We start from the raw sequence: 22365 nt of genomic DNA, 5'->3' as shown, positions 1-22365 counted from the left end.
TGAATGAGCGGCGACCTTCACGACGACGCTGCGCTGGAGCAATCCTTGATCCGGCTGGAAGCGTTGACCGCCGACCTCAATGACATTGCGGACAGCAAGGGACGTGAGGCGGCGCGGGCGCTACTGGAGGTGGTATTGGACGTGCATCGGCTTTCGCTCGAGCGTCTCAACGCAATCATTGCGGCGCGGGCCGAAGGGCCGACGCTGATCGAGCAACTGGCGAAGGATCCACATGTCCGTGCGATCTGGCTGCTGCATGGACTACATCCGCGTAGCGCCGGAGAGCGTCTGTGCGAGGCGATCGCACGCATGCAACCGCAATGGAGCGCAAGCGGCCTCCGTGTGGATCTGGTGAGCGCCGGACCAACGTCGGCAATCGTTCAGCTGCAAAGGAATGGCCGCGCGGAGCCGCCGGATCAGTTGCGGCTGGAGATCGAAAATATCCTGGTCGACGCCGCGCCCGACCTCGACGACATCCTGATCGAACTGGACATGACGGCGATATACGCGGAACCGCCCCCCCGGGAGAGAGAGCAGATCGATGGAAAGGACGCGGCCCGGCAATTGGGCGTCTAAGCTGCGGCGTTTCGTCGTCGCCGAGCGGGAGGAGCATTGCGACTTCTGCTCGAAGGCCATTGCCCCGCGGCATTCGCACCTCATCGAACGCGCGACAGGGAAGTTCTTTTGCGCCTGTCCACAATGTGCGCTGGTACTAGGGACGGGTGACCGCTTTGTCGCGTTAGTTGTTCGCACTCATGCGCTGACCGACTTTAATCTTACCGACGCGGAATGGGACGACTTCCGGATTCCGATCGATCTCGCCTTCGTTTTCCACAGCACGCCGGCGCAAGGCCCGGTAGCTATCTATCCCGGACCGGCAGGCGCAACGCAGTCGCAACTTGGCGTCGCCGCTTGGACGCGCGTGGTCGCAGCCCATCCGATGCTGGCCGATCTCGACCCTGACGTCGAGGCGTTGCTGGTCAATCGCATGAATGGCGCGCGCGAATATTACCGCGTTTCGATCGATCGTTGCTATTCGCTGATTGGGTTGATCCGTATGCATTGGCGCGGCTTGTCTGGCGGCGCCGAGGTCTGGGACGCGGTGCATGATTATTTCACGAAGCTGCGCGACGAGATCGCTCCGGGAGACATGGTCCATGGTTGATCTCGACTTCGCCATTGAGGACGTCAAGGTCGAGAAGCATTCGGCTGCGCCGCTGCTGCTGTTCGCGCTGCGCGTCGTTAACAAGACGCCGGAATTGCCGGTGCTCAATGTGATGCTCAACTGCCAGATCCGCATCGAGCCGACTCGGCGGCGCTATGACGGCGACGAGCATGACCGCCTATCGGATCTGTTCGGCGAGCCGTCGCGCTGGGGCGAGACGCTTCGCAGTCTTCTTTGGACGCATGCAGGAATGGCCACGCCCGCCTTCGGCGCCGCGTGCAAAGTCGATCTACCGGTGCCCTGCAGCTATGATTTCAATATCGCGGCGACGAAATACTTTCATGGCCTCGAGCGGGGCGACGTGCCGCTCAATTTCCTGTTCAGCGGCTCGATTTTTTACCGCGACGGCGAAGGCCGGTTGCAAATCAGCCAGATCGCCTGGACCAAGGACTGCGCCTACCGGCTGCCGGTTTCGGTGTGGCGCGATATGATGGAGCATTACTATCCGCATAGTCTGTGGCTCTGCCTGCAACGGGATGCTTTCGAACAGCTGTACCGCTACCGGCGACGCAGAGGGCTTCCGACTTTTGAGAGCGCCTTGCAAGAGCTGCTCGACGCCAGCGCGGCGAGTGCGCCATGAAACTCGACCGAATCAAGGATGTGGCTAACGCCGTTCTTTACGAGGGCTATATCCTCTACCCTTATCGACCGTCGTCGATAAAGAATCGACAGCGCTGGACTTTCGGGGGCGTCTTTCCCATTGCGTTTGATCGGCAAGGCGACGCCTCGCATATGGAGACGCAGGTTCTCGTGCGCGGCGGCGGCCGGGCGGCGGTTGATGCGCATGTCCGTTTCCTTCAAATCGTGAAACGCGAGGTCGGATGTCTTGCGTCGCCGGCGCGCGCGTTGCCTACGGATGGCGAGCCGGCGCTGACGTTGGTTCATAGCCTCAACGTCGACGGGCGGGAATTGCTGCCTTGGGAGGAGGCGATCGAGCGTGAGATCTCCCTCCGCGGCCTCGGCCTCGATGATTTGACTAGCCAAACCAGCGTCATGCCGTTCCGCTTCGAGGCGGCGCGCGAATTGGAGCCGATATGCGCGCGTGACGGAGCCGTCGTCGGGGCGCTCATTCGCACGTCTCATGCGATCGAAGGCCTCATCGAAACGAAAGCGCGAAAGCTCGCGTCCGACTTATGGAAGCTCACGATTCGGATCGAGAATATCACGCCGCTTTCAAATGAGATTCTTACCGATCGGGCCGCCGCCCAACTGCGCGCATTCGCTTCCACGCATTCCATCCTCACAGTCCGCGATGGCGCTTTTGTCTCGCTGCTCGAACCTCCAGACGATCTTCGCGCGGACGTGGCGCAATGCCAGAATGCCGGGACCTTCCCCGTGCTGGTCGGCGGCGAGGACAATAGCGCCATGCTGTCATCGCCGATCATTCTTTACGACAATCCCGCGATCGCGCCGGAAAGCGCCGGGGAGCTGTTCGACGGCACGGAGATCGATGAAATTCTCACGCTCCGCATTCTCGCGATGACCGACGCCGAGAAGCGCGAGATGTCCTCCGTCGACGCGCGCGCGCGCGCTCTCCTCGAACGCACTCATGCGCTTACCGCGGAGGATATGGCGCGGCTGCACGGAGTCATGCGCAACGGTCCATCTGCGACCGATGTGCATGACCCGCTGTCGGAAACAAAGGCGGTTGAGAAGCCTCGGTTGGTCTCGCTATTGGAAAGCGGCTTAAATCTTTCGGTTGGCGCCCGCGTGCGGCTGCATCCCAAGTCGGGCGGCGACATCCTGGACATGGCGCTCGAAGATAAGGTCGCGATCGTCGAGGCCATCGAACGCGACTTCGAAGACCGCGTCCACGTCGCCGTAACTTTGCTTGACGACCCGGGCCGCGATCTCGGCGCCGCTGGATATCCCGGACATCGTTTCTTTTTCAGCCGGGACGAAATCGAGCCGCTCGCCACGGGAGAAACGCCATGACCTCCATCCTCGTGGCCGGCGTGGGCAACATTTTTTGCGGCGACGACGCCTTCGGAGTCGAAGTGGCTCGCAGGCTTGCGCATGCCGCGCTGCCGGACGGCGTACAGGTGATCGACTTCGGCATTCGTGGAATCGATCTGACCTACGCGCTGATGGATGGCTACGACGCTGTAATTCTCGTCGACGCGGCGCAACGGGGGGAAACGCCTGGCGTCGTCTCGGTAGTGGAGCCAGAGCGCGCCGAGGCGGGCGCGCCGGCGCCGGAGGATTTGGCGCTGTCGCCGCATGAACTCGATCCGGCGAAAGCGCTTCGACTGGTTTCGGCGCTCGGCGGAAGTTGCCGGCGGGTGGTGCTTGTCGCCTGCGAGCCGCTCTACTTAGGCGGCGACGAAGGCGTCATCGGTTTGAGCGAACCCGTCGCGGCGGCGGTGGGCGTCGCAACCGAGACGATCGAAGAGCTGATTGACGAAATGATCGCAGCGCAACGCGACTCCATCTTGGCGCCGTCCGACGTGCAGCGGTCGAGCGAGCGGGGAGCAAAATCATGAGCGGATGGGCAATTGCGGGTATTATCCTCGGCGTTATCGTCGTTGGGTTGCTGATTATGAACGCCAGGGACATCTATCGCTATTTCAAGATCAGCAACATGTGAGGCTGAGCGAGCCAAACCCATGAGCTTCGTAACGGTAGAACAATCGCCAGCGTTCGAATTTCGTGTGCGCGGCCGCGTTCAGGGCGTCGGCTTTCGCCCGGCTGTCTGGCGCATGGCGCGCGAATTGGGGCTTTCTGGCGAGGTTCTCAATGACGGCGAAGGCGTGTTGCTCCGGGTCAGAGGCGATCAATCGCGCATCGCCGCTCTGATTCAGCAGATAGAGCGCGACCCTCCGCCGCTGGCCCATATCGACGGCATCGAGAGGCGGCGTTACGGTGGCGAACTGCCGCACGAGTTTCGCATCGCCGAAAGCATCGAGGGGCCCGCCCGCACACAGGTCGCGCCCGACGCGGCGCTGTGCGCGGCATGTGCGGCGGAAATGCGCGATCCCGGCGAACGACGCTATCGTTATCCATTCACCAATTGCACGCATTGCGGGCCGCGCCTCAGCATTGTGACGGCGATTCCCTACGACCGCGCGACGACGACCATGAGGCCTTTCCCGCTATGCGCGGCCTGTGAGGCTGAATATCGCAATCCGAAGGATCGGCGGTTCCATGCCGAAGCTATGGCGTGCCCGCGCTGCGGGCCTTCGGCGTCGCTGATTGCTTTGAGCGGATGCGCGATTCCTCGCTCGGGCGACGCCGACGTTATCGAAACAACCGCGCGTCTCCTCGCTCGAGGCGAGATCATCGCCATCAAAGGGCTGGGCGGCTATCACCTCGCCTGCGACGCCACGAGACCCGAGACAATTGTGCGTCTGCGCCGGCTGAAGCGCCGCGACGCCAAGCCCTTTGCGCTCATGGCGCGCGAGCTTGCCGTCATCCGCCGCTTCTGCGCGGTCGACGCCGTCGAGGAGCGCGAGCTCACGAGCGTTCATGCGCCGATCGTCTTGTTGCGCGCGGACGGCCCGGCGCGCTTGCCCGACACAGTAGCGCCGGGACTCGACACGCTTGGATTCATGCTGCCGACGACGCCGTTGCATTTTTTGCTGTTGCAGGGACTGGACATACCGCTGGTGATGACCAGCGGCAACCTCTCGGACGAGCCAGCGATAATCGATGATGCAGACGCGCGTCGAGACCTGGCCGATGTGGCATCCTTTGCGTTAGTACATGACCGCGCCATCGCCAATCGGGTGGATGACTCGGTCGTACGCGTTATGAGCGGGCGGCCAAGGGTTCTTCGCCGCGCGCGCGGCTATGCGCCATCGCCGCTTCGGCTCCCGGCGGGCTTTGATCGCGCGCCGGACCTTTTGGCGATGGGGGGAGAGCTCAAAGCCGCCTTTTGCCTGGTCAAGGAGGGTCAGGCGATCCTGTCGCAGCATCAGGGCGATCTCGAGAACGCCGCGACCTTCGATGACTATCGCAAGAACCTCGCGCTCTATGAGCGGATGTTCGATCACGCGCCATCGGCGATCGTGATCGACCGCCATCCCGAATATCTCTCGTCGAAACGCGGGCGGATCGAGGCGGATCGGCGCGGGGCGCTTGTCATTGAGGCGCTACACCATCACGCCCATGTCGCCGCCTGTCTTGCTGAAAACGGCCGATCCTTCGATGCGCCGCCGGTGCTTGGCGTCGTTCTCGATGGCCTGGGATTCGGTGACGACAACACGATATGGGGCGGCGAATTCTTGCTCGCCGACTATGTTGGCTACGAACGGTTAGCGCGATTGACGCCCGTCGCGATGCTTGGCGGCTCTCGGGCGGCGCGCGAACCCTGGCGGAATCTTTATGCGCATGTGATGGCCGCAAAGGCCGCAGGCGCCGCCGGTCTCGCAGATCCGTCCAAATGGGCTGCATTGAACGGCAAGCCGCTGGCCTTGCTCGAGCGCATGATGGCGCGGGGCATTAATGCGCCATTGGCCTCGTCTTGCGGACGCTTGTTCGATGCGGTGGCCGCCGCGCTCGACATCTGCGCCGATCGTCAGGCTTACGAGGGCGAAGCCGCGGCGCTGCTCGAGTCTCTCGCAGCGACGCGGGTCGACGTGCGAGAGGGCTACGATTTGGAGATTTTGGATCGCCCTGACGCGGGTCTGATGGAGATTGGCTCAGCGCCGCTATGGCGCGCAATTTTCGATGATCTGCAACGGGGCGTTTCGGCGGCGGTAATCGCGCGCCGCTTCCATCTTGGTCTGGCCCAGTCGATCGTCGAAGTCGCCACGCGGCTGGCGACCCGGAGATATTTCGAGACGATCGCGCTGTCGGGCGGTTGCTTTCAGAATCGCGTGCTGTTCGAGAGCACGGTCGAGAGACTGAGAGAGGCCGGATTTAAGACGCTGACGCATGCGCAAGTTCCCGCCAATGATGGCGGGCTTTCGCTAGGCCAAGCGGCCATCGGCGCGGCGCATGTCATCCGAGCCAACGCGATCGCAATCCGAAAGGACAAAACATGTGCCTCGGCATTCCCGGCTGCATCGTCAGCATAGATGACGCCGACGATCTCGTTGCGACCGTGGATGTGAGCGGGGTGCGACGGCAAATCAATATTGCTTGCGTGGTCGATGAGGCGCATCCAGTCGAATCCTGCGTCGGAGATTGGGTCCTCATCCACGTGGGCTTTGCGATGAGCCGGATAAATGAGGAGGAAGCCGCCGAGACATTAAGATTGCTTCAAGAGCTCGGCGAAGTTCAGGCCGAGATGGAAAACATGCGAGCAGCGTCCAGGGCGTTCGTCGCGGAGGAATAGAATTCATGTGCAGCAAGAGCGTATTGGAGAGCCTTTATCCGTTCCTCCATGGCGACCAGCAGGATCCTGCCGCTGTCGACGCCGCCTTGCTGCACTCTGTCGAGGAGAAGGCGCGGGATTCGCGCGAAACCAACGCCAGGTTTTTCCGCGAGCAGGGCGATAGCCTGGTCCATGCCGCCAAAGCGTTGGCCGCGGTCTATCGGCGGGGCGGCCGGATGTTCACCATGGGCAATGGCGGCTCGAGCTGCGACGCCTCCCATCTCGCTGTGGAGTTCCTCCATCCGATCACCGCCGGTCGGCCGGCGCTCGCCGCGATAAATTTGGTCGCCGATACCGCAATGATTTCCGCGGTCGGCAATGACGTCGGTTTCGAACACATATTCGCGCGGCAGATTATCGCCCATGGGCGGTCGGGAGATGGTTTGGTAGGCTTCTCCACGAGCGGCAATTCGACAAATCTAATCGCGGCCTTCGCCAAGGCCAAGGAGATGGGCCTGACGACGATCGGCCTCTCTGGAGGCGACGGCGGCAAAATGGCGTCCGCTGGAGTCTGCGACCATTGTCTCGTCGTGCCGACAACGTCGATCCATCGCATCCAGGAGTGTCACGTCAACGCCTATCACATCCTCTGGGACCTCGTGCACACGCTGCTGGCCGATACTCGCGGTTCGGCCGCAAACAAGGAAGTCGCGGCATGAAATATGTCGACGAATTTCGCGATCGGGCCAAAGCGGAGTTTTTGGTCAAGGACATCGAGCGGCTGGTTGCGGGAATTAAGCGCGACCAAAGCCGGCCGCTGCAGATTATGGAGGTGTGCGGCGGGCATACTCACTCCATATTCCGCTATGGCATTGAAGGCATGCTCCCAAAATCCATCGAGCTTGTGCACGGACCTGGCTGTCCCGTCTGCGTGTTGCCGATGGGCGTCATTGATGATTGCGTCGCCATAGCTGAACGTCCGAACGTGATCTTTACGACCTTTGGCGACGCCATGCGCGTGCCGGGCTCCCGCAAAAGCTTGTTGCAGGCCAAGGCCGACGGCTGCGACGTGCGCATGGTCTATTCGCCTATGGACGCGCTTGCTCTCGCGCGGCGAAATCCGTCCCGGGAGGTGGTGTTCTTCGCCATCGGTTTCGAGACGACGATGCCCTCTACGGCGCTGACCGTGCTGCAAGCCGAACGTGACGGCGTCGAGAACTTTTCGGTGTTCTGCAACCACATCACGATCGTGCCGACCATTAAGGCGATCCTCGACAGTCCCGATCTGCGCCTCGACGGCTTCCTGGGACCCGGCCACGTATCAGTGGTGATCGGCAACACGCCCTACGAGTTTATCGCGCGCTATTACAAAAGGCCGATGGTGATTGCGGGCTTCGAACCGCTCGACATCCTGCAGTCGATCTGGATGGTGCTCAAGCAGATCAGGGAAGGCCGCTGCGAGATCGAGAATCAATACGCCCGCGCTGCGCCTGAATCGGGCAACGCTGTCGCGCTCGAGGCCATTGCGCGCGTATATGAGCTCCGCGAATTCTTCGAGTGGCGCGGGCTCGGCTCGATCGATCATTCCGGCGTGAAGATGCGCGCCGAATATGCGGGCTTCGACGCCGAGCGCAAATACGCGATGCCCAACCTGAAAATCGCCGATCCCAAATCTTGCCAGTGCGGCGAAGTGCTCAAGGGCGTCATCAAGCCATGGCAATGTAAGGTGTTCGGGAGCGCGTGCACTCCGGAAACGCCGCTCGGGGCGCTGATGGTGTCGTCGGAAGGCGCTTGCGCAGCCTATTATCAATATGGCGGCGTTAGACGCCGAAGCGACGAAGCGGCGGTGGAGGCGGGCGCGGCATGAACGTGATTTCCTTCATTCCCAGGCGTCCGCGCGGCAAGGTACATGTGCCGACCGTGACGCTTGCCCATGGCGGCGGCGGCAAGGCGATGAAGGATTTGATTGACGATGTGTTTGTCGAGGCCTTCGATAACCCGCTGCTCGCGCCGCTCGACGATCAGGCGCGACTCGATCTTGCCGAACTCGCTTGTCAGGGCGATCGGCTGGCGTTCTCCACCGATTCATTCGTGATTGATCCGCTGGTGTTCCCCGGGGGCGATATCGGCAAGCTCGCCGTCTGCGGCACCGTGAACGACCTCGCCGTTGGAGGGGCGACGCCGCTCTATCTCTCTTGCGCCGTCATTATCGAGGAAGGCGTTTCTATCGACTTCCTGCGTCAGATCGCCGGATCGATGGCTTCGACGGCGCGAGGCGCCGGGGTAGCCATCGTTACCGGCGACACCAAGGTCGTGAACAAGGGCGCGTGCGACGGAATGTTCATCACCACCACGGGCATTGGCGTCGTTCCCGCCGGCGTCGAACTCGGAGCGCATCGCGCCAGATTGGGCGACGCCGTGCTCGTCAACGGACTGCTCGGCGATCATGGCGCGGCGATTCTTTGCGCCCGCGGCGACATGGCCTTGCAATCGCCGATCGAAAGCGACTGCGCGCCGCTGCAGGATCTCGTTGGGGCTTTGCTTCGCGCCGCGCCGAACACGCGGTTCATCCGCGATCCGACGCGGGGCGGAGTGGCGACCGTTCTCAACGAAATCGCCGAGGCCGCCCAGGTCGCGATCGAGATTGAAGAATCAGCGACGCCGCTTCGCGACGAAGTTCGCGGCTTTTGCGACATTCTCGGCCTCGATCCCCTCTACCTCGCCAATGAAGGCAAGATCGTTGCGATTGCGCCGCCCGAGGAGGCCCAGCAGGCGCTCGGCGCGATGAGCGCGCATCCGCTCGGTAAAGCGGCGAGCATCATCGGCAAAGTGGTCGCCGGCGAGCCTGGCCGAGTCACCATGCGCACGACTTTCGGAGGCCGCCGCATCGTCGACATGCTGGTCGGCGAGCAACTGCCGCGCATTTGTTGAGGAAGCTGACGTGCACGAACTGTCGATCGTTTGCAACATCGTCGAACTGGTGGCGGAAGTCGCCGCCGGTCGTATGGTGCGCCGCGTGACGGTTGAGATCGGCAAATTATCTGGCGTCGAGCCTGAGGCCATCGCTTTCTGCTTTCCGGAGGTCGCCCGAGGCACGCCGGTCGAGGATGCAACTCTGGATATCCGGGAAGTCGACGCCGAGGCGCGCTGCGAAATCTGCGGGGCGGATTTCCCGACGCCCGACATGCTTTCGGCGTGCCCCTGCGGCTCCCGTCAGTTCCAGCGTTTGCGGGGCGAGGAACTAAACATCAAAAGCATCGAACTCGAAGAGGCTATGTAATGTGCGCGAGCTGCGGCTGCCAGGGCGAAGGAGCCACGATGACCAACATGCAGACGGGCGCGAGCGCGCCGATCGCCGCGATGGATGAACACGGCCACTTCCATGCGCATGGAGAAGCTGCGCATGGAGACCACGGGCACAGTCATTCCCACGACGAACATCACACTCACGACCATGATCGCCATCATCATGATCACGATCATGACGGCCGCCCTCATGGCCAATCCAATCATCATGTGGAAATCGAAAAGCGCATTCTCGCCAAGAACGACGCGGCGGCCGCTAAATGTCGCGCATGGTTTGCAGGCCGTGAGATTGTCGCGCTCAATCTGGTTAGTTCTCCAGGGGCCGGAAAAACGACGCTGCTAGAACGTAGCATCGCGGATTTGGCGATGGAGCTTTCACTGTTTGTCATTGAGGGGGATCAAGCGACCTCCAACGACGGCGCGCGCATTCGCGCGGCCGGCGCGCCCGTCGTTCAGCTCAACACCGGAACCGGTTGCCATTTAGACGCTGAGATGATCGTGCAAGCTCTCGCCGAGCTCAGGCCCACGGCGGGCTCCGTCGTTTTCATCGAGAATGTGGGCAACCTCGTATGCCCGGCCCTATTCGATCTGGGCGAGCGCGCCAAGGCGGTCATCTATTCGACAGCGGAAGGCGAGGACAAGCCGCTGAAATATCCGCATATGTTTCGCGCTGCCGGGATCGTCATCCTCAATAAGATCGATCTTTTGCCGCATCTCGATTTTTCGATGGAGCGGGCGAGAGAAAACATTCGTCTTGTCAATCCGGACGCTGAAATTGTGGAAGTCTCAGCGCGCACCGGGGCGGGCACGCAGGTCTTGTATGAATGGATACGTGCGCAGCTGGCCTCGGCGAAGCAATCCGCGCCTATATTGGCTTAATCGTCATGCGCTGTAGGACGCAAAATGGCGGCGTCTTTCGTTCTTGTCCTGTCGGAGTATGAGTGAGCTGATCGCTCCGAAATTGCTTTTCCATGTGCTCAATATTTTCGACCGTGGCGAGATCGCGTTCGAATCCGCCACAGCGTGCGATCGCGCGTTGTTTCGAATGGCGGAATGCCTTGCCGGATCCGGTTGACCTGGTTCCCCCGAAACGCCCCAATCTTAATCTAGGGTTCCGCTTCTTCAGGATCCTGAAGGAGCGCTGCCGCGCTTTCGCTGGACGATCTGTGCCGGGAAGGACGGAATCGGCGCCGGCGCGCGCCAAGCCCGAGCCCGTTTTGCCCGGGCAAGCCCCGAAAATTAGCTCTGACGTTTCGGCGCAATTGGCATTGGCGTCGACGCCGCGATCGTTCTATTAAATTGAACAAGATATCAAAAAAAAAGAAATCACTTTAACAAACGGTTCCGCTTAGACTGGGTCGCAGGGAGCCGTTCTCCTGCGCTTGCCTCAACCGGCGGCGTTCAAAGCATTAATGCCAATTTAATACTGCAGATGGCGCCACACGAGACACGTTCATGCCGTATTTACGAAATGAAGTGGCAAATGCGGCGGCTATATCGAAATATAGATGAAATGAATTCAGCGTATCTATTGTCACTGTAACTCACAACGCGGTGATATGTGCGACAATGAATGCGACATTGGCCAGCTAATTGACGCCATTGTCAATAAATAGCGTGCCACAATCTCAATGCGCGCTCGCGTCAATCACAAATAGCGAAACCAACATGGAAGCGTGCCGATGAATGGCGTGGTGGTGCTTGCTCTTCGTCGTCCCTACACATTCATTGTTCTATCCATATGCATCATAATATTCGGCGTAATGGCGGTATTCAAAGCGCCGACCGACGTCTTTCCAAATATCAAGATTCCCGTTGTCGCGGTCGTATGGGCGTATGCGGGACTTCTGCCGACGGAGGTGTCGGGCCGCATAACCTATCTCTACGAGCGGCAGCTAACATCGAATGTCGAGGGCATCGAGCATCTCGAGAGCCATTCCTACTATGGCAGCAGCATCATCAAAATCTTCCTGCAACCGGGCGTGGATCTTGCGGCGGCTGAAGCCGATATTGATTCGATCTCGCAAACCGTCACCAAACAGCTCCCGCCAGACATTTCTCCGCCCATGGTCATGCGGCTGGAGGCGTCATCCGTGCCCGTGGCGATGCTCAAGGTCACAGCGGAAAACCTGACTCCCGCGGATCTCTACAACCTCGCCAAAAACAAGATCCGTCCGTTCCTTGTCACCATCCCTGGAGCCATCCTGCCGCATCCATATGGAGGACAGGACAAGCAGCTTCTCGTCTCTCTGGATCAGCAAAAACTTCTCGCGCGCCACCTCACCGCGGCAGACGTGCACAATGCTCTCGGCAGACAAAGCATCGTGCTTCCAGCGGGCGATATGAAACTCAAAGCGACAGATTGGATGGTGCAAACCAACGCCACGCCGATGCAAGTCGCTGATTTCAATAACATCCCAATCAAAACCGTTGGAAACGCTACAATCTATATGCGCGACGTGGCGGACGTGCGGCTAGGCGGACCGCCGCAGATCAACGCCGTCCTGGTCGACGGCAAACAATCCGTCCTGATCGTCGTCATGAAAAGCGGCGAAGCGTCAACTCTCGAGGTCGTCGACGGAATCAAGAAAGCGATACCCAGAATCGAACAAATTGCGCCTCCGGGCGTGAAGGTAGAGCTGCTTAACGACGCATCGGTGTTTGTCGACGATTCGATCATCGACGTCCTGCGGGAAATGGCCCTCGCATCGGCGCTGACGGGCGTCGTAGTTCTCCTGTTCCTAGGCTCCTGGCGGGCCACGGTCATTATCGCAACTTCAATTCCGTTGTCTATTCTCACGGCTATTATTTGCCTTCATTGGGCGGGTCAAACGATCAATGTGATGACACTCGGCGGTCTCGCGCTCGCAGTTGGCATTCTCGTCGATGACGCGACGGTCATGATCGAAAATATCGACACGCACCTTGAGATGGGAAAGCCGTTGGAAACGGCGATTATCGACGCGGCGAATCAGATCGTCATCCCGACTTTCGTCTCGACCCTTTGCATCATCATCGTCTGGTTTCCGCTTTTTGAACTCACCGGCGTCTCCGGCTATCTCTTTACGCCGATGGCGGAAGCCGTGATGTTCGCGATGACGGCGTCCTTCATTCTGTCGCGCACTTTGGTCCCAACGATGGCTAAATACCTCCTCGTTGGTCATAACGCGCCGCATGATCATGGAGCCGATCACGCGATTGAGGACGAGAATCCCTCTCCCTCAGGCGGCAGAAAATATCCGACGCCAGAAGAAATTTATGCCCTTGCCGAGATCGATGCGGAGAGAGCTGCTCTCGCCGGCGACGGTGGGCTATCTCATTTTGCCGTTCCCATACCTGTTCCGGCGGATCATTCCGGCGACAAGCCGAACTTTTTCGTGCGCATACAGAAGGGTTTTGAAAGCGGCTTTCAGAATTTCCGCGATCGCTACAACGAACTTTTGAACGCGACGCTGCAAAATCGCGCGCGCTTTGTGGCGGTCTTTCTTGTGCTCGCTGTCGCGTCGTTGAGTCTCTTCTACTTTAACGGCCAGGAGTTTTTTCCGGAGATCAAGTCCGGAACCCTTCAAATGCATATGCGCGCGCCGCTCGGCACGCGCATTGAAGTGTCGGGCCGCATCGCGACGCTCGTCTCGAACGACATCGAGCGGATGCTGCCGGGTCAAGTGGAAGGGATCGTCAGCAACTGTGGCCTTCCAGTTGGTCCGCATAATCTCGCCTTCATCCCGACGCCGACCATCGGCGCGCAGGACTGCGATATGACGATTACGCTGAGAAACGATGCTTCTCCAGTCTGGGACTATCGCCGAATCCTGCGCAAGGGCCTCTATGAAAGATATCCGGGAACGGAATTCACATTTCAACCCGCGGACCTCACCGCCAAGATTCTGAACTTCGGATCTCCCTCTCCGATCGACGTGCAAATCAATGGCGGCGACCAGGACACAAGCTATGCGTTTGCGCGCAAATTGGCGAATAGGCTCCGCAAGGTGAGCGGCGCCGCCGATGTCGTCATCCAGCAGACGATGCGCACCCCCACGATACTTGTCGAAGGAAATCGCTCCTTAGGCCTGGGCGTGAAGCTCACGGAAAAGGATATCGCAGCCAATTTGCTAATGACCCTTTCCGGAAGCCAGCAAGTCGATCAGCAGTTCTGGCTCGATCTGAAGACGGGCAATTCATATCAGATCAACGTCTACACCCCCCAGCCGCAGATTACGCGGGTGCAAGATCTGCTAACCGTTCCCGTCAACAAGACCGAGGGAGAGGCGTCGCCGGATGAGGTGCAGCTCCTTGGCAGCGTGGCGTCGATCTCGGCGGTCGGAACGCCGGGCGTAGTGACTCACGCGAATATCATGCCCTTATTCGATATCTATGTGTCGGCGGAAGGGCGAGACCTTGGAGGCGTGCTTGCCGACGTAAAGGCCGCTTCGAAGGAAATGGAGCACGAACTCCCCCGCGGCTCGAGCCTCGAAGTCCACGGTCAGGCTGAAATGATGCATAGCGCATATGTCGAACTGATCGGCGGCCTCGTCGCGTCGATCGTTCTCATCTACCTTCTGATCGTGGTCAACTTCCAGTCCTGGCTCGATCCTTTCATCATCATTACGGCCTTGCCTGGCGCGCTCGCCGGAATTGCGTGGTCGCTCTTTCTCACGCACACGAATCTTTCGGTGCCCGCATTAACTGGCGCGATCATGTGCATGGGAACGGCGACCGCTAACGCCATTCTCGTGGTCGCCTATGCGCGGGAGCGACTTGAACTGCATGGCGACGCCATGCTCGCCGCGCTTGAAGCCGGATATTCTCGCATTCGTCCGGTCATTATGACCGCATCGGCGATGATCATCGGCATGTTGCCAATGTCGATGAGCAACTCGCAAAACGCGCCGCTCGGCCGCGCCGTTATCGGCGGACTGATCATCGCGACTTTTGCAACGCTTCTCTTCGTGCCGTGCGTCTACACGCTCGTCTACAAGCGAACGCCTAAAAAGAACGAGGCCATCCATGACCACTGATCTGCTTCGCTATGTCAGTCCGGACTTTCAGGAAAAAAGAACGCGATATGCGGTCGCCTTGGCCATGGTCGTCTTGCTCGGCTTGGTGTTTTACGCGCGACAGCGGGAAGCGGACGCCATCCGAGAAGAGACGCTCGCAAACGCAGTCCCGACCGTATCCATAACGACGGCGAAGCCCGGCGCTCCGACCGAAACGATTACGCTTCCGGGAAATGTCGAGGCATGGTTCCAGGCGCCAATTTACGGCCAAGTCTCTGGCTATGTGAAGATGTGGTACAAGGACTATGGCGCGCAAGTGAAGAAAGGCGACGTCCTCGCGGAAATCAATACGCCCGCGCTCGACGCGCAATATTCTCAAGCCAAGGCCGCGCTAGAAGCCGAGCGCGCCAAATATAATCTCTCCGTCGTTACCGCCGAACGCTGGACGGCGCTTCGAAAGTCACATGCCGTTTCGGAGCAGGAAATTTCGGTCCAGGAGGCCAATATGAAGGCCGAAAAGGCGCAGTTGGAGGCGGCCGAACACAATGTCAACAACTTCGCTGCTCAACTCCAGTTCAAGACGATCGTGGCGCCGTACGATGGCGTTGTAACAGCACGCAATATCAACGTCGGAGACTATATCAACAAGGATGGCAATATCAGCGACAAAAGCGCAGTAACGAACCTCTTCTCCGTCGCGGACATTCATCAACTCCGTCTCTTCATCTCGGTCCCGGAGGCATTCGCGCATATCCTCAAGCCGGGATTGACCGCGGATATAACGGTGCCACAGTTTCCCAATCGGCATTTCACCGCCAAGTTCCTCACCGTAGCGAACGGATTCGATCCGACGACCCGAACCGCGGTGACGGAGTTCACCATCGACAATGACGATCGCATTTTATGGCCCGGTTCTTACGCCGCCGTGCGGCTAACTGTTCCGCTCGAAGAAAACACCCTGACGATACCGTCGAGCGCTCTTGTCTTTCAGGAAAAGGGCGCTCAGGTCGCAGTGGTCACCTCCGAGAGTCGAATTCATTTCAATCCGGTCCATATCAATCGCATCCTTGACGGCGTCATGGAAATAAACTCGGGCGTCTCGCGTTCTGATCGTATCGTCAACAATCCGAGCGCCGCGCTTCTGGAAGGCGACCAAGTTCGCATTGTGACCTCTGCTCCGGGCTACGAGATCGATCCGGCCGATCTGAACTGAGGCCTTCGATGTTGGCCGTTAGTCGTTCAGCGCCCTTTCCGATCGCTCCCTCCGAGAAATTTGCGAATGCGTTTTAAGCCGACCAAAGCCGCTCGTCGATGCGCGCCGTCGCTAATTGCGCTCATTCTTGCGAGTTGTAACGCCATGCCCGGTGTGGATCTCGCGCCCGCTTATGACCCGCCGCAATTTGTCGTCCCCGGTTCCTGGCGTGGGTCCAGCCCCTTTGTCGAGGCGAGGCCTTCGGATGCGGAGATACGTTCCGAATGGTGGCGACTCTTTCACGATCCGGTTCTGAACAGGATCGAAGACCAGGCGATGTCGGCGAACGCGGATCTGCAGGCTGCGGCTGAGCGTTTCGTCCAGGCGCGTGACCTGATGATGAAGTCAAGATCCCATATGCTGCCGCAGGTCAATGTCGGTTTGGGCGCTTCGGACAACAAGCAATCCGAAAATGCGCTGTTCCGAGGCCCTCTCAACCCGATCTATGACACATCCGTATCGGACTCCGGAATCGCTTCCTGGGAGCCGGATTTATGGTACGCTTTACGGAACGAGACGCGCGCCAAGACTTATCTCGCACAGCAGAAGGCGGCGGAATATGCGCTGGCGCAGTTGAGTTTGCAGGCGGAAATCGCCTCGGACTATTTCGCCCTGCGTGGTTACGACGCACAGGAAAGCATCTACCAACAGTCGATCGCCTACTACAAGCAGTCGCTTGATATCGTCAATCAGCGCTATTTGGGAAAAATCGCCTCTGAACTCGACGTCGCGCGTGCAAAGGCGTTGCTCTACGGCACCGAGGCGAAGGAGCTCGAAGTTCAGGGACAGCGAGAGGTCGCCGAGCACGCGATCGCGATCCTGGTGAACACGTCTCCAGCCGGCTTCAAGATTTCTGCCGCGCGAAATCTCGTAATTACGCCGCTAAAGATCCCGCAAAGGCTGCCCTCGACGCTGCTTGAACGACGACCCGACATAGCGGCGGCCGAGCGCGAGATGGCGCAAGCGAACCGTGAAATTGGCGTTGCGCGGGCGGCTTTTTTTCCAAAAGTCGAATTCAAGCTCGACGGCGGTTTCGAAGATCGAGGGATCAATCTCGTAAAGCTTGCCAACAGCTTTTGGTCTTACGGCTCCAGCGTCTCGATGCCGATCTTCGATGGCGGCTTGCGTCGCGCTCAGCTTCAACGCTCATGGTCCGTGTATCGTGAGACGGAGGACAAATACCGCTCGATTGTTCTTAATTCATTCAGAGAGGTCGAAGACGGTTTAAGCCTCACAAATCGACTGAGCGCCTCCGCCCAAAAATTGGAGGCTGCGGTCGCCGCCGCCTTGCAGACGCAAAATCTTACGATGGACCTCTACAAAGGCGGACTGAATTCAAGCCTCGATCTCATCTATGCGCAGGTCGCGACATTGACCGCGCGGATAGACGCGGCGCAAACGAAGACGCGCGTTTTGAAGTCGCGCGTCGATCTCATAAGGTCGCTTGGCGGAGGTTGGGATCGCGGCAAATTGCCAAGCGACGACGATATCCAACCCTTTGACGCGCTTCAATATGAGAAACTTATAAAGCCCCAGCCTGTTGGGGGCATCGATGTTCCCGCAGAAAACAACAATTTGAACAATGACCTGACGAAGGCGGGTCGCGGGCTGTGAACACTGTATTTGTAAAGCGGACAGCGCGAAAATAAATAGCGGCAGACGCTGGCGTCATGACGTGTAAGCGAACGTTAACGATTGGACCGCTCATCGCCTGCGAAATGCGGTAGGCCGAAAAGCAGGGACTTAACTTTTCTAAAGGATCGAATATTGCGATTTTCTATTTTATAAAACAGAATTCCCAATGGCCTATTTGAACTATCACCACTTGCGCTATTTCTGGGCGATCGCCAACGAGGGGGGGCTCACCCGCGCTGCGCGCAGGCTCAACGTGTCGCCGTCGTCGTTGTCCATTCAACTCAAAACCCTCGAGGATCATCTTGGGCAGGCTCTGTTTGAGCGACACGGACGCGGGCTGCGGCTTACTGAAGCAGGTCGGATCGCGCTCGGTTATGCAAACGCGGTGTTCAAGTCTGGCGACGAATTGCTCAGCACGCTCCAGGGACTGGGATCGTCAATGCGGCAGACGCTGCGGGTGGGGGCCGTCACGACTCTCTCTCGCAATTTTCAGATCGAACTTCTACGGCCGCTGATCAAACGCCGCGACGTCGAGCTCGTCGTGCGCTCCGGCGCTTTCACCGATTTGCTCGCCCGGCTGGGAGATCATTCCCTGGACCTTGTGCTCGCAAACCAACCCGCGATGCTTGATCAGGACGCCGATTGGCAAAATGCGCTCGTCGCCGAGCAGTCCGTCAGTCTCGTTGGCGCGCCGGGCCTCAGGAAGACGCCGCTACGCTTTCCGCAGGACCTCAAAAAGATCCCTGTCGCATTGCCAGGAAGAGGGAGCGGCGTTCGCACCGCCTTCGATAAGCTTCTCGACGCCGCTGGCGTCCGCCCCATCATCGTCGCGGAAGTCGACGACATGGCGATGTTGCGCCTCATCGCGCGCGAGGGCGCTTGCGTTGTGCTGGCGCCGCCGGTCGTCGTGATTGAAGAGCTGAAGAGCGGCGCGCTCGTCGAACATAGTCGGCTGCCCCAAATCAAAGAGGCTTTCTACGCGATCACGAGGCGTAGGCAGTTCCCGAATCCTTTGTTGCAAGAGATCAAAATGGAAAAATAGACCCGCGCCAGATTGTGCAACTGCCGGCGCGTCAGCGCTTTGTGGCCGCCTTCGCCGTAAGGCGCGACGCTCCAGCCCGTGATCGCCGACAATCTTCTCGACAGATCGCCGAAATCGGGAATGCCGGCGCACGACAGTTCGAGCTTCGTGATCGCCTCGATCGCCTCGTCGCAGGCGCGGCCAACCAGCAGCTGCTTCTGCCGCCCGAATAGCCGGTCCCATCGATCATGCTCGTCCCTCGAGTAAGACGACCAATTCTGATCGACCGTCCAGTCAGTGTTGCGGGGGCGTCCGTGTAACGATTCTCGGGGACGACCGACGCGGAAAGAAAAACAGCGTCGCTCATAGCGCTCCCTTTCGCCAGCCTCGCGCGCCGTTTAATGACGATTCAAACGGTTCATATGTACTGCGGGAACGGCGCGGGGCCAGGGGGCTTTCCGCTTTGAGCCTTCGTCTCGAGCAATGCGCGGGAACAAAAACTGCTGAATTTTTGCATTTTCTGTCGTTCTTCCCCAGGCAGGGGGCAATGCGCGACGCTTCCCCCGCGTCGTGTAAAAAATGCATGAATTTCAGATATTGTGGTGGAATTGGAGAATACATATCCCTTTGCTTGAACGAAAAACAATAACTGAGACGATGAAAGGCATTGCCATGGCCGATACGACAGCAGGGCTCGATGCGCTGCTCATGCAGCGATCGCTGAACGACGCGCAGCTTCTTGCGGCGGCGGAGGCGGCGGAGGATTTCCGGATTCTGCCGGACGCGACGGTGATCAAGATCGGCGGGCAAAGCATCATTGACCGCGGCCGCGCGGCCCTCTATCCGCTCGTGGACGAGATCGTCGCCGTCCGCAAGGCCCACAAGCTGCTGATCGGCACCGGCGCCGGCACAAGGGCAAGGCATCTCTACTCGATCGCGGCGGGGCTTAACCTGCCCGCGGGCGTGCTCTCGCAGCTTGGCGCCTCGGTCGCCAATCAGAACGCCGTGATCCTGGGACAGCTTCTCGCGAAATACGGCATTTCCGCTGTCGACGGCGCCGGACTCTCGGCGGTGCCGCTCTACCTCGCTGAGGTGAACGCCGTCATCTTCAGCGGCATGCCGCCCTACGGCCTCTGGATGCGCGCCGCCCCTGACGGCGTCATTCCGCCCTACCGCACCGACGCCGGATGCTTCCTCCTCGCCGAGCAGTTCGGCTGCAAGGCGATGATCTTCGTGAAGGACGAAAAGGGTCTTTACACCGCCAATCCAAAAACCTCGAAGGACGCCACCTTCATCCCGAAGATCTCGGTTGACGAGATGAAGGCGCAGGGCCTGCATGATTCAATCCTCGAGTTCCCGATGCTCGATCTGCTCAAGACGGCGCGCCATGTCCGCGAAGTGCAGGTCGTGAACGGCCTCGTCCCTGGCAATTTGACCCGCGCGCTCGCAGGCGAGCACATCGGCACCATTATCACCGCGAGCTAGTCATCATTCCCAAAAGTTGCAGACTTTTGGGACTAAAATGATGGGCAATAAAGAAGCTTGAACGAACTCGTTTTAGAGAGCCGCCATCATGGCCGAACACACCACCAGCATCAAACACGTCGCCTCGCCGCTCGCGCGTCAGACCCTTCTCGACGGCGCACTCACCAGCCCCATCGCCGGCAAGCGCCCGGTCCGTCTCCTCCCCTGGCTTCAGGTCGTGAAGATCGGCGGGCGCTCCATTATGGATCGCGGCGCGGAGGCGATCTTGCCCGTCGTGGACGAGCTTCGGAGGCTCTTGCCCGAGCACCGTCTGCTCATATTGACCGGCGCCGGCATCCGCGCCCGCCACATCTACAGCGTCGGCCTTGACCTCGGCCTGCCGGTCGGGTCGCTCGCCCCGCTCGCCGCGAGCGAGGCTGGCCAGAACGGCCACATCCTCGCGTCACTGCTCGCGCCTGAGGGCGTCTCCTACGTCGAGCATCCCACCGTCGCGAACCAGCTCGCGATCCACCTCACTTCCGCTCGCGCGGTCGTGGGGAGCGCCTTTCCTCCCTATCACCACCACGAGTTCCCGACCTCACGCATCCCGACTCACCGGGCTGACACGGGCGCGTTTCTGCTCGCCGACGCGCTTGGAGCGGCCGGCCTTACGATCGTCGAGGACGTCGATGGAGTATATACCGCCGATCCCAAGGCCCCCGGCGGTGAGAAGGCGCAGTTGCTCCGCGAGACAAGCGCCGCCGACCTCGCAAAGCTCAAGGGCTCGCTGCCGTTCGACCATGCGCTCGTCGAGGTCATGGCAAATGCACGCCAGCTCGAGCACGTGCAGGTCGTAAACGGTTTGGCGCCGGGTCGGATCACCGCCGCGCTGCGCGGCGAGCATGTCGGGACGATCATCCACACCGGCGCGCGCCCGGCCTGAGTGCGCTTCCTCGCCTGCCCCTTAGAAGGCCGAACCGCGGCTGTGGCGAGCACGGAGGCGGAATGCGAGGGGCTTGCCTCAAATTTGGCCTTTCAGCCGACCCGACCCACAGCTATTCTTTTAGCGATATAGCTTGAGGGTCTATGCGCAACGGGCGAATGCGAGCCCGTTGGCCGCTCGGCCGTGGTCAGGAGGGAGCGATGCGGCGACCTTGGAGGCGATTCGCCCGCTGGTTGGATTCGCCAGCGCGCGGTTCAACAATGAGGGGCGATATTGAGCAAGGCCTCGCGGCTTGGCCTCTTCTGCGCCCCTGAGAATTCCGAGATGGACACTCGCTCCGCCTATGCGGCGCGGAGCGAATTCGGGCGGATCGCCGACGAGCGCTCGCGGATCGACCCTCGCCTCGATCTTCTAAACGCTCCAAACGCAAAGGCTGCGCGATTGAGGCGCGCGCCTCGATGCGGCGTTTTCCAAAAGGAAGAATGAATTGCGTAACGCCAGGCCATCCTCGTGGCGACGGGTCCACAACCGAGATCTTGCCGTTGGGCTCGCATGCGCGGGCGTCAGCATGTTTCCCGGCGACGAAAGCGGAACCGTCAGGCAAGATTTGTGGCCGCATCCGCCCACGACGCGCGCAGCGCAAATCCTGCGGTGGTTCGAGATCGACAGCGGCGCTATTCCCCTCATTGCGCTCGAACAGAGCAAAATCGTCGCGATCGTCGTCAAGTCGGCGACGTCCATCGCAAATGAGATTCGAACTCTTGCAACGCACGGAGAGCGAGGCCGGCGGCCCGCTGGCGCCGGCGCCGTCGACAGGCGCAGGGAAGGCGACGACGAGCCGTTCTTTATGTTCTTCCGCACCACAGGTTGCGTGAAACTGCCGCCGCGCATCGCTTTCCTGATCACCGAGAATTCGCTCCTGCTCGGCGGGGACGTCACCATGATCGCGCCGGGCGCGCGCGGCGCGGACAACATATTCCTCTGTCCCGAGATGGCGCCGTCATTCGCGGAGCGATATGCGGCGGAGACGTTTCCGCTCATCCCCGACGCCATTCTGGAGGACGCCATTGAACACGCGCCGCGACTTCATAGCGTGGCGTCGACCGGCGCGCTCGTCAACAATTCAAGAAGGGCGATCATCAACGGTTGATCTTGAACCGCCATGGCTTCGCGACGACCGCCGATGGCGTCGCCCGAAGACATATGTCGAGACGTGAAGAGCGGGCGTGGCGGGAACCGCGCGGCCTTCAAGAATGAGGATAGCT

Annotated in this window: 19 protein-coding genes; all 19 read left to right on the top strand. The window is 60.0% G+C overall.

The genetic code is table 11. The features are described 5' to 3' along the window. The first annotated feature begins 3 nt into the window (after positions 1-3). Positions 4-576, top strand: a complete 573-nt coding sequence (locus V3H18_RS08920) for a nitrogen fixation protein NifU (protein WP_332081672.1) — start codon at positions 4-6, stop codon at positions 574-576. Next, the gene (locus tag V3H18_RS08915; protein WP_332081671.1) at positions 542-1165 is read left to right on the top strand and encodes a DUF5947 family protein; all 624 of its coding nucleotides are present in this window, start codon (positions 542-544) and stop codon (positions 1163-1165) included. Before V3H18_RS08920 ends, V3H18_RS08915 begins: the two co-directional genes overlap by 35 nt. Next, the gene (locus V3H18_RS08910; protein ID WP_332081670.1) at positions 1158-1805 is read left to right on the top strand and encodes a DUF6084 family protein; all 648 of its coding nucleotides are present in this window, start codon (positions 1158-1160) and stop codon (positions 1803-1805) included. Before V3H18_RS08915 ends, V3H18_RS08910 begins: the two co-directional genes overlap by 8 nt. Next, the gene (locus V3H18_RS08905; RefSeq protein ID WP_332081669.1) at positions 1802-3160 is read left to right on the top strand and encodes a hypothetical protein; all 1359 of its coding nucleotides are present in this window, start codon (positions 1802-1804) and stop codon (positions 3158-3160) included. Before V3H18_RS08910 ends, V3H18_RS08905 begins: the two co-directional genes overlap by 4 nt. Beyond that, complete coding sequence (locus V3H18_RS08900; RefSeq protein WP_332081668.1) at positions 3157-3708, top strand: hydrogenase maturation protease; 552 nt, start codon at positions 3157-3159, stop codon at positions 3706-3708. Before V3H18_RS08905 ends, V3H18_RS08900 begins: the two co-directional genes overlap by 4 nt. A gap of 123 nt (positions 3709-3831) precedes the next feature. After that, positions 3832-6243, top strand: a complete 2412-nt coding sequence (gene hypF / locus V3H18_RS08895; protein WP_332081667.1) for a carbamoyltransferase HypF — start codon at positions 3832-3834, stop codon at positions 6241-6243. Next, on the top strand, positions 6207-6503 hold the full coding sequence (locus V3H18_RS08890; protein ID WP_332081666.1) for a HypC/HybG/HupF family hydrogenase formation chaperone: 297 nt from the start codon (positions 6207-6209) through the stop codon (positions 6501-6503). Before hypF ends, V3H18_RS08890 begins: the two co-directional genes overlap by 37 nt. 5 nt (positions 6504-6508) lie before the next feature. Continuing rightward, a complete protein-coding gene (locus tag V3H18_RS08885; protein WP_332081665.1) occupies positions 6509-7201 on the top strand; it encodes a D-sedoheptulose-7-phosphate isomerase in 693 nt (230 codons plus the stop codon). Next, on the top strand, positions 7198-8349 hold the full coding sequence (hypD, locus tag V3H18_RS08880; RefSeq protein ID WP_332081690.1) for a hydrogenase formation protein HypD: 1152 nt from the start codon (positions 7198-7200) through the stop codon (positions 8347-8349). The genes V3H18_RS08885 and hypD overlap by 4 nt, the downstream gene beginning before the upstream one ends. Beyond that, positions 8346-9413 carry a hydrogenase expression/formation protein HypE gene (gene hypE / locus V3H18_RS08875; RefSeq protein WP_332081664.1) on the top strand — a complete coding sequence of 356 codons (1068 nt, stop codon included), beginning with the start codon at positions 8346-8348 and terminating at the stop codon, positions 9411-9413. The genes hypD and hypE overlap by 4 nt, the downstream gene beginning before the upstream one ends. Positions 9414-9423: 10 nt before the next feature. Beyond that, the gene (locus V3H18_RS08870) at positions 9424-9762 is read left to right on the top strand and encodes a hydrogenase maturation nickel metallochaperone HypA/HybF (RefSeq protein ID WP_332081663.1); all 339 of its coding nucleotides are present in this window, start codon (positions 9424-9426) and stop codon (positions 9760-9762) included. Then, entirely contained in the window at positions 9762-10667 is a 906-nt protein-coding gene (gene hypB, locus V3H18_RS08865; protein WP_332081689.1) for a hydrogenase nickel incorporation protein HypB, read from the top strand. Before V3H18_RS08870 ends, hypB begins: the two co-directional genes overlap by 1 nt. An 803-nt stretch (positions 10668-11470) precedes the next feature. Further along, a complete protein-coding gene (locus tag V3H18_RS08860; RefSeq protein ID WP_332081662.1) occupies positions 11471-14806 on the top strand; it encodes an efflux RND transporter permease subunit in 3336 nt (1111 codons plus the stop codon). Then, on the top strand, positions 14721-15998 hold the full coding sequence (locus V3H18_RS08855; RefSeq protein ID WP_332081661.1) for an efflux RND transporter periplasmic adaptor subunit: 1278 nt from the start codon (positions 14721-14723) through the stop codon (positions 15996-15998). Before V3H18_RS08860 ends, V3H18_RS08855 begins: the two co-directional genes overlap by 86 nt. A 144-nt stretch (positions 15999-16142) precedes the next feature. After that, entirely contained in the window at positions 16143-17651 is a 1509-nt protein-coding gene (locus tag V3H18_RS08850) for an efflux transporter outer membrane subunit (RefSeq protein ID WP_332081660.1), read from the top strand. A 187-nt stretch (positions 17652-17838) separates the two neighbouring features. Continuing rightward, positions 17839-18714, top strand: coding sequence for a LysR family transcriptional regulator (locus V3H18_RS08845; protein ID WP_332081659.1), 876 nt, complete (start codon positions 17839-17841; stop codon positions 18712-18714). Positions 18715-19365: 651 nt separating this feature from the next. Further along, positions 19366-20178, top strand: coding sequence for an amino acid kinase family protein (locus V3H18_RS08840; RefSeq protein WP_332081658.1), 813 nt, complete (start codon positions 19366-19368; stop codon positions 20176-20178). 88 nt (positions 20179-20266) lie between these two features. Continuing rightward, positions 20267-21100 carry an amino acid kinase family protein gene (locus V3H18_RS08835; protein ID WP_332081657.1) on the top strand — a complete coding sequence of 278 codons (834 nt, stop codon included), beginning with the start codon at positions 20267-20269 and terminating at the stop codon, positions 21098-21100. 568 nt (positions 21101-21668) lie between these two features. Continuing rightward, on the top strand, positions 21669-22250 hold the full coding sequence (locus V3H18_RS08830; protein WP_332081656.1) for a hypothetical protein: 582 nt from the start codon (positions 21669-21671) through the stop codon (positions 22248-22250). The last annotated feature ends 115 nt before the right edge of the window (positions 22251-22365 follow it).

Source organism: Methylocystis borbori (genome assembly GCF_036576025.1).
In the GTDB taxonomy this organism is placed as follows: Bacteria; Pseudomonadota; Alphaproteobacteria; order Rhizobiales; family Beijerinckiaceae; genus Methylocystis; species Methylocystis borbori.
This window is presented reverse-complemented; position numbering and strand designations above follow the sequence as displayed.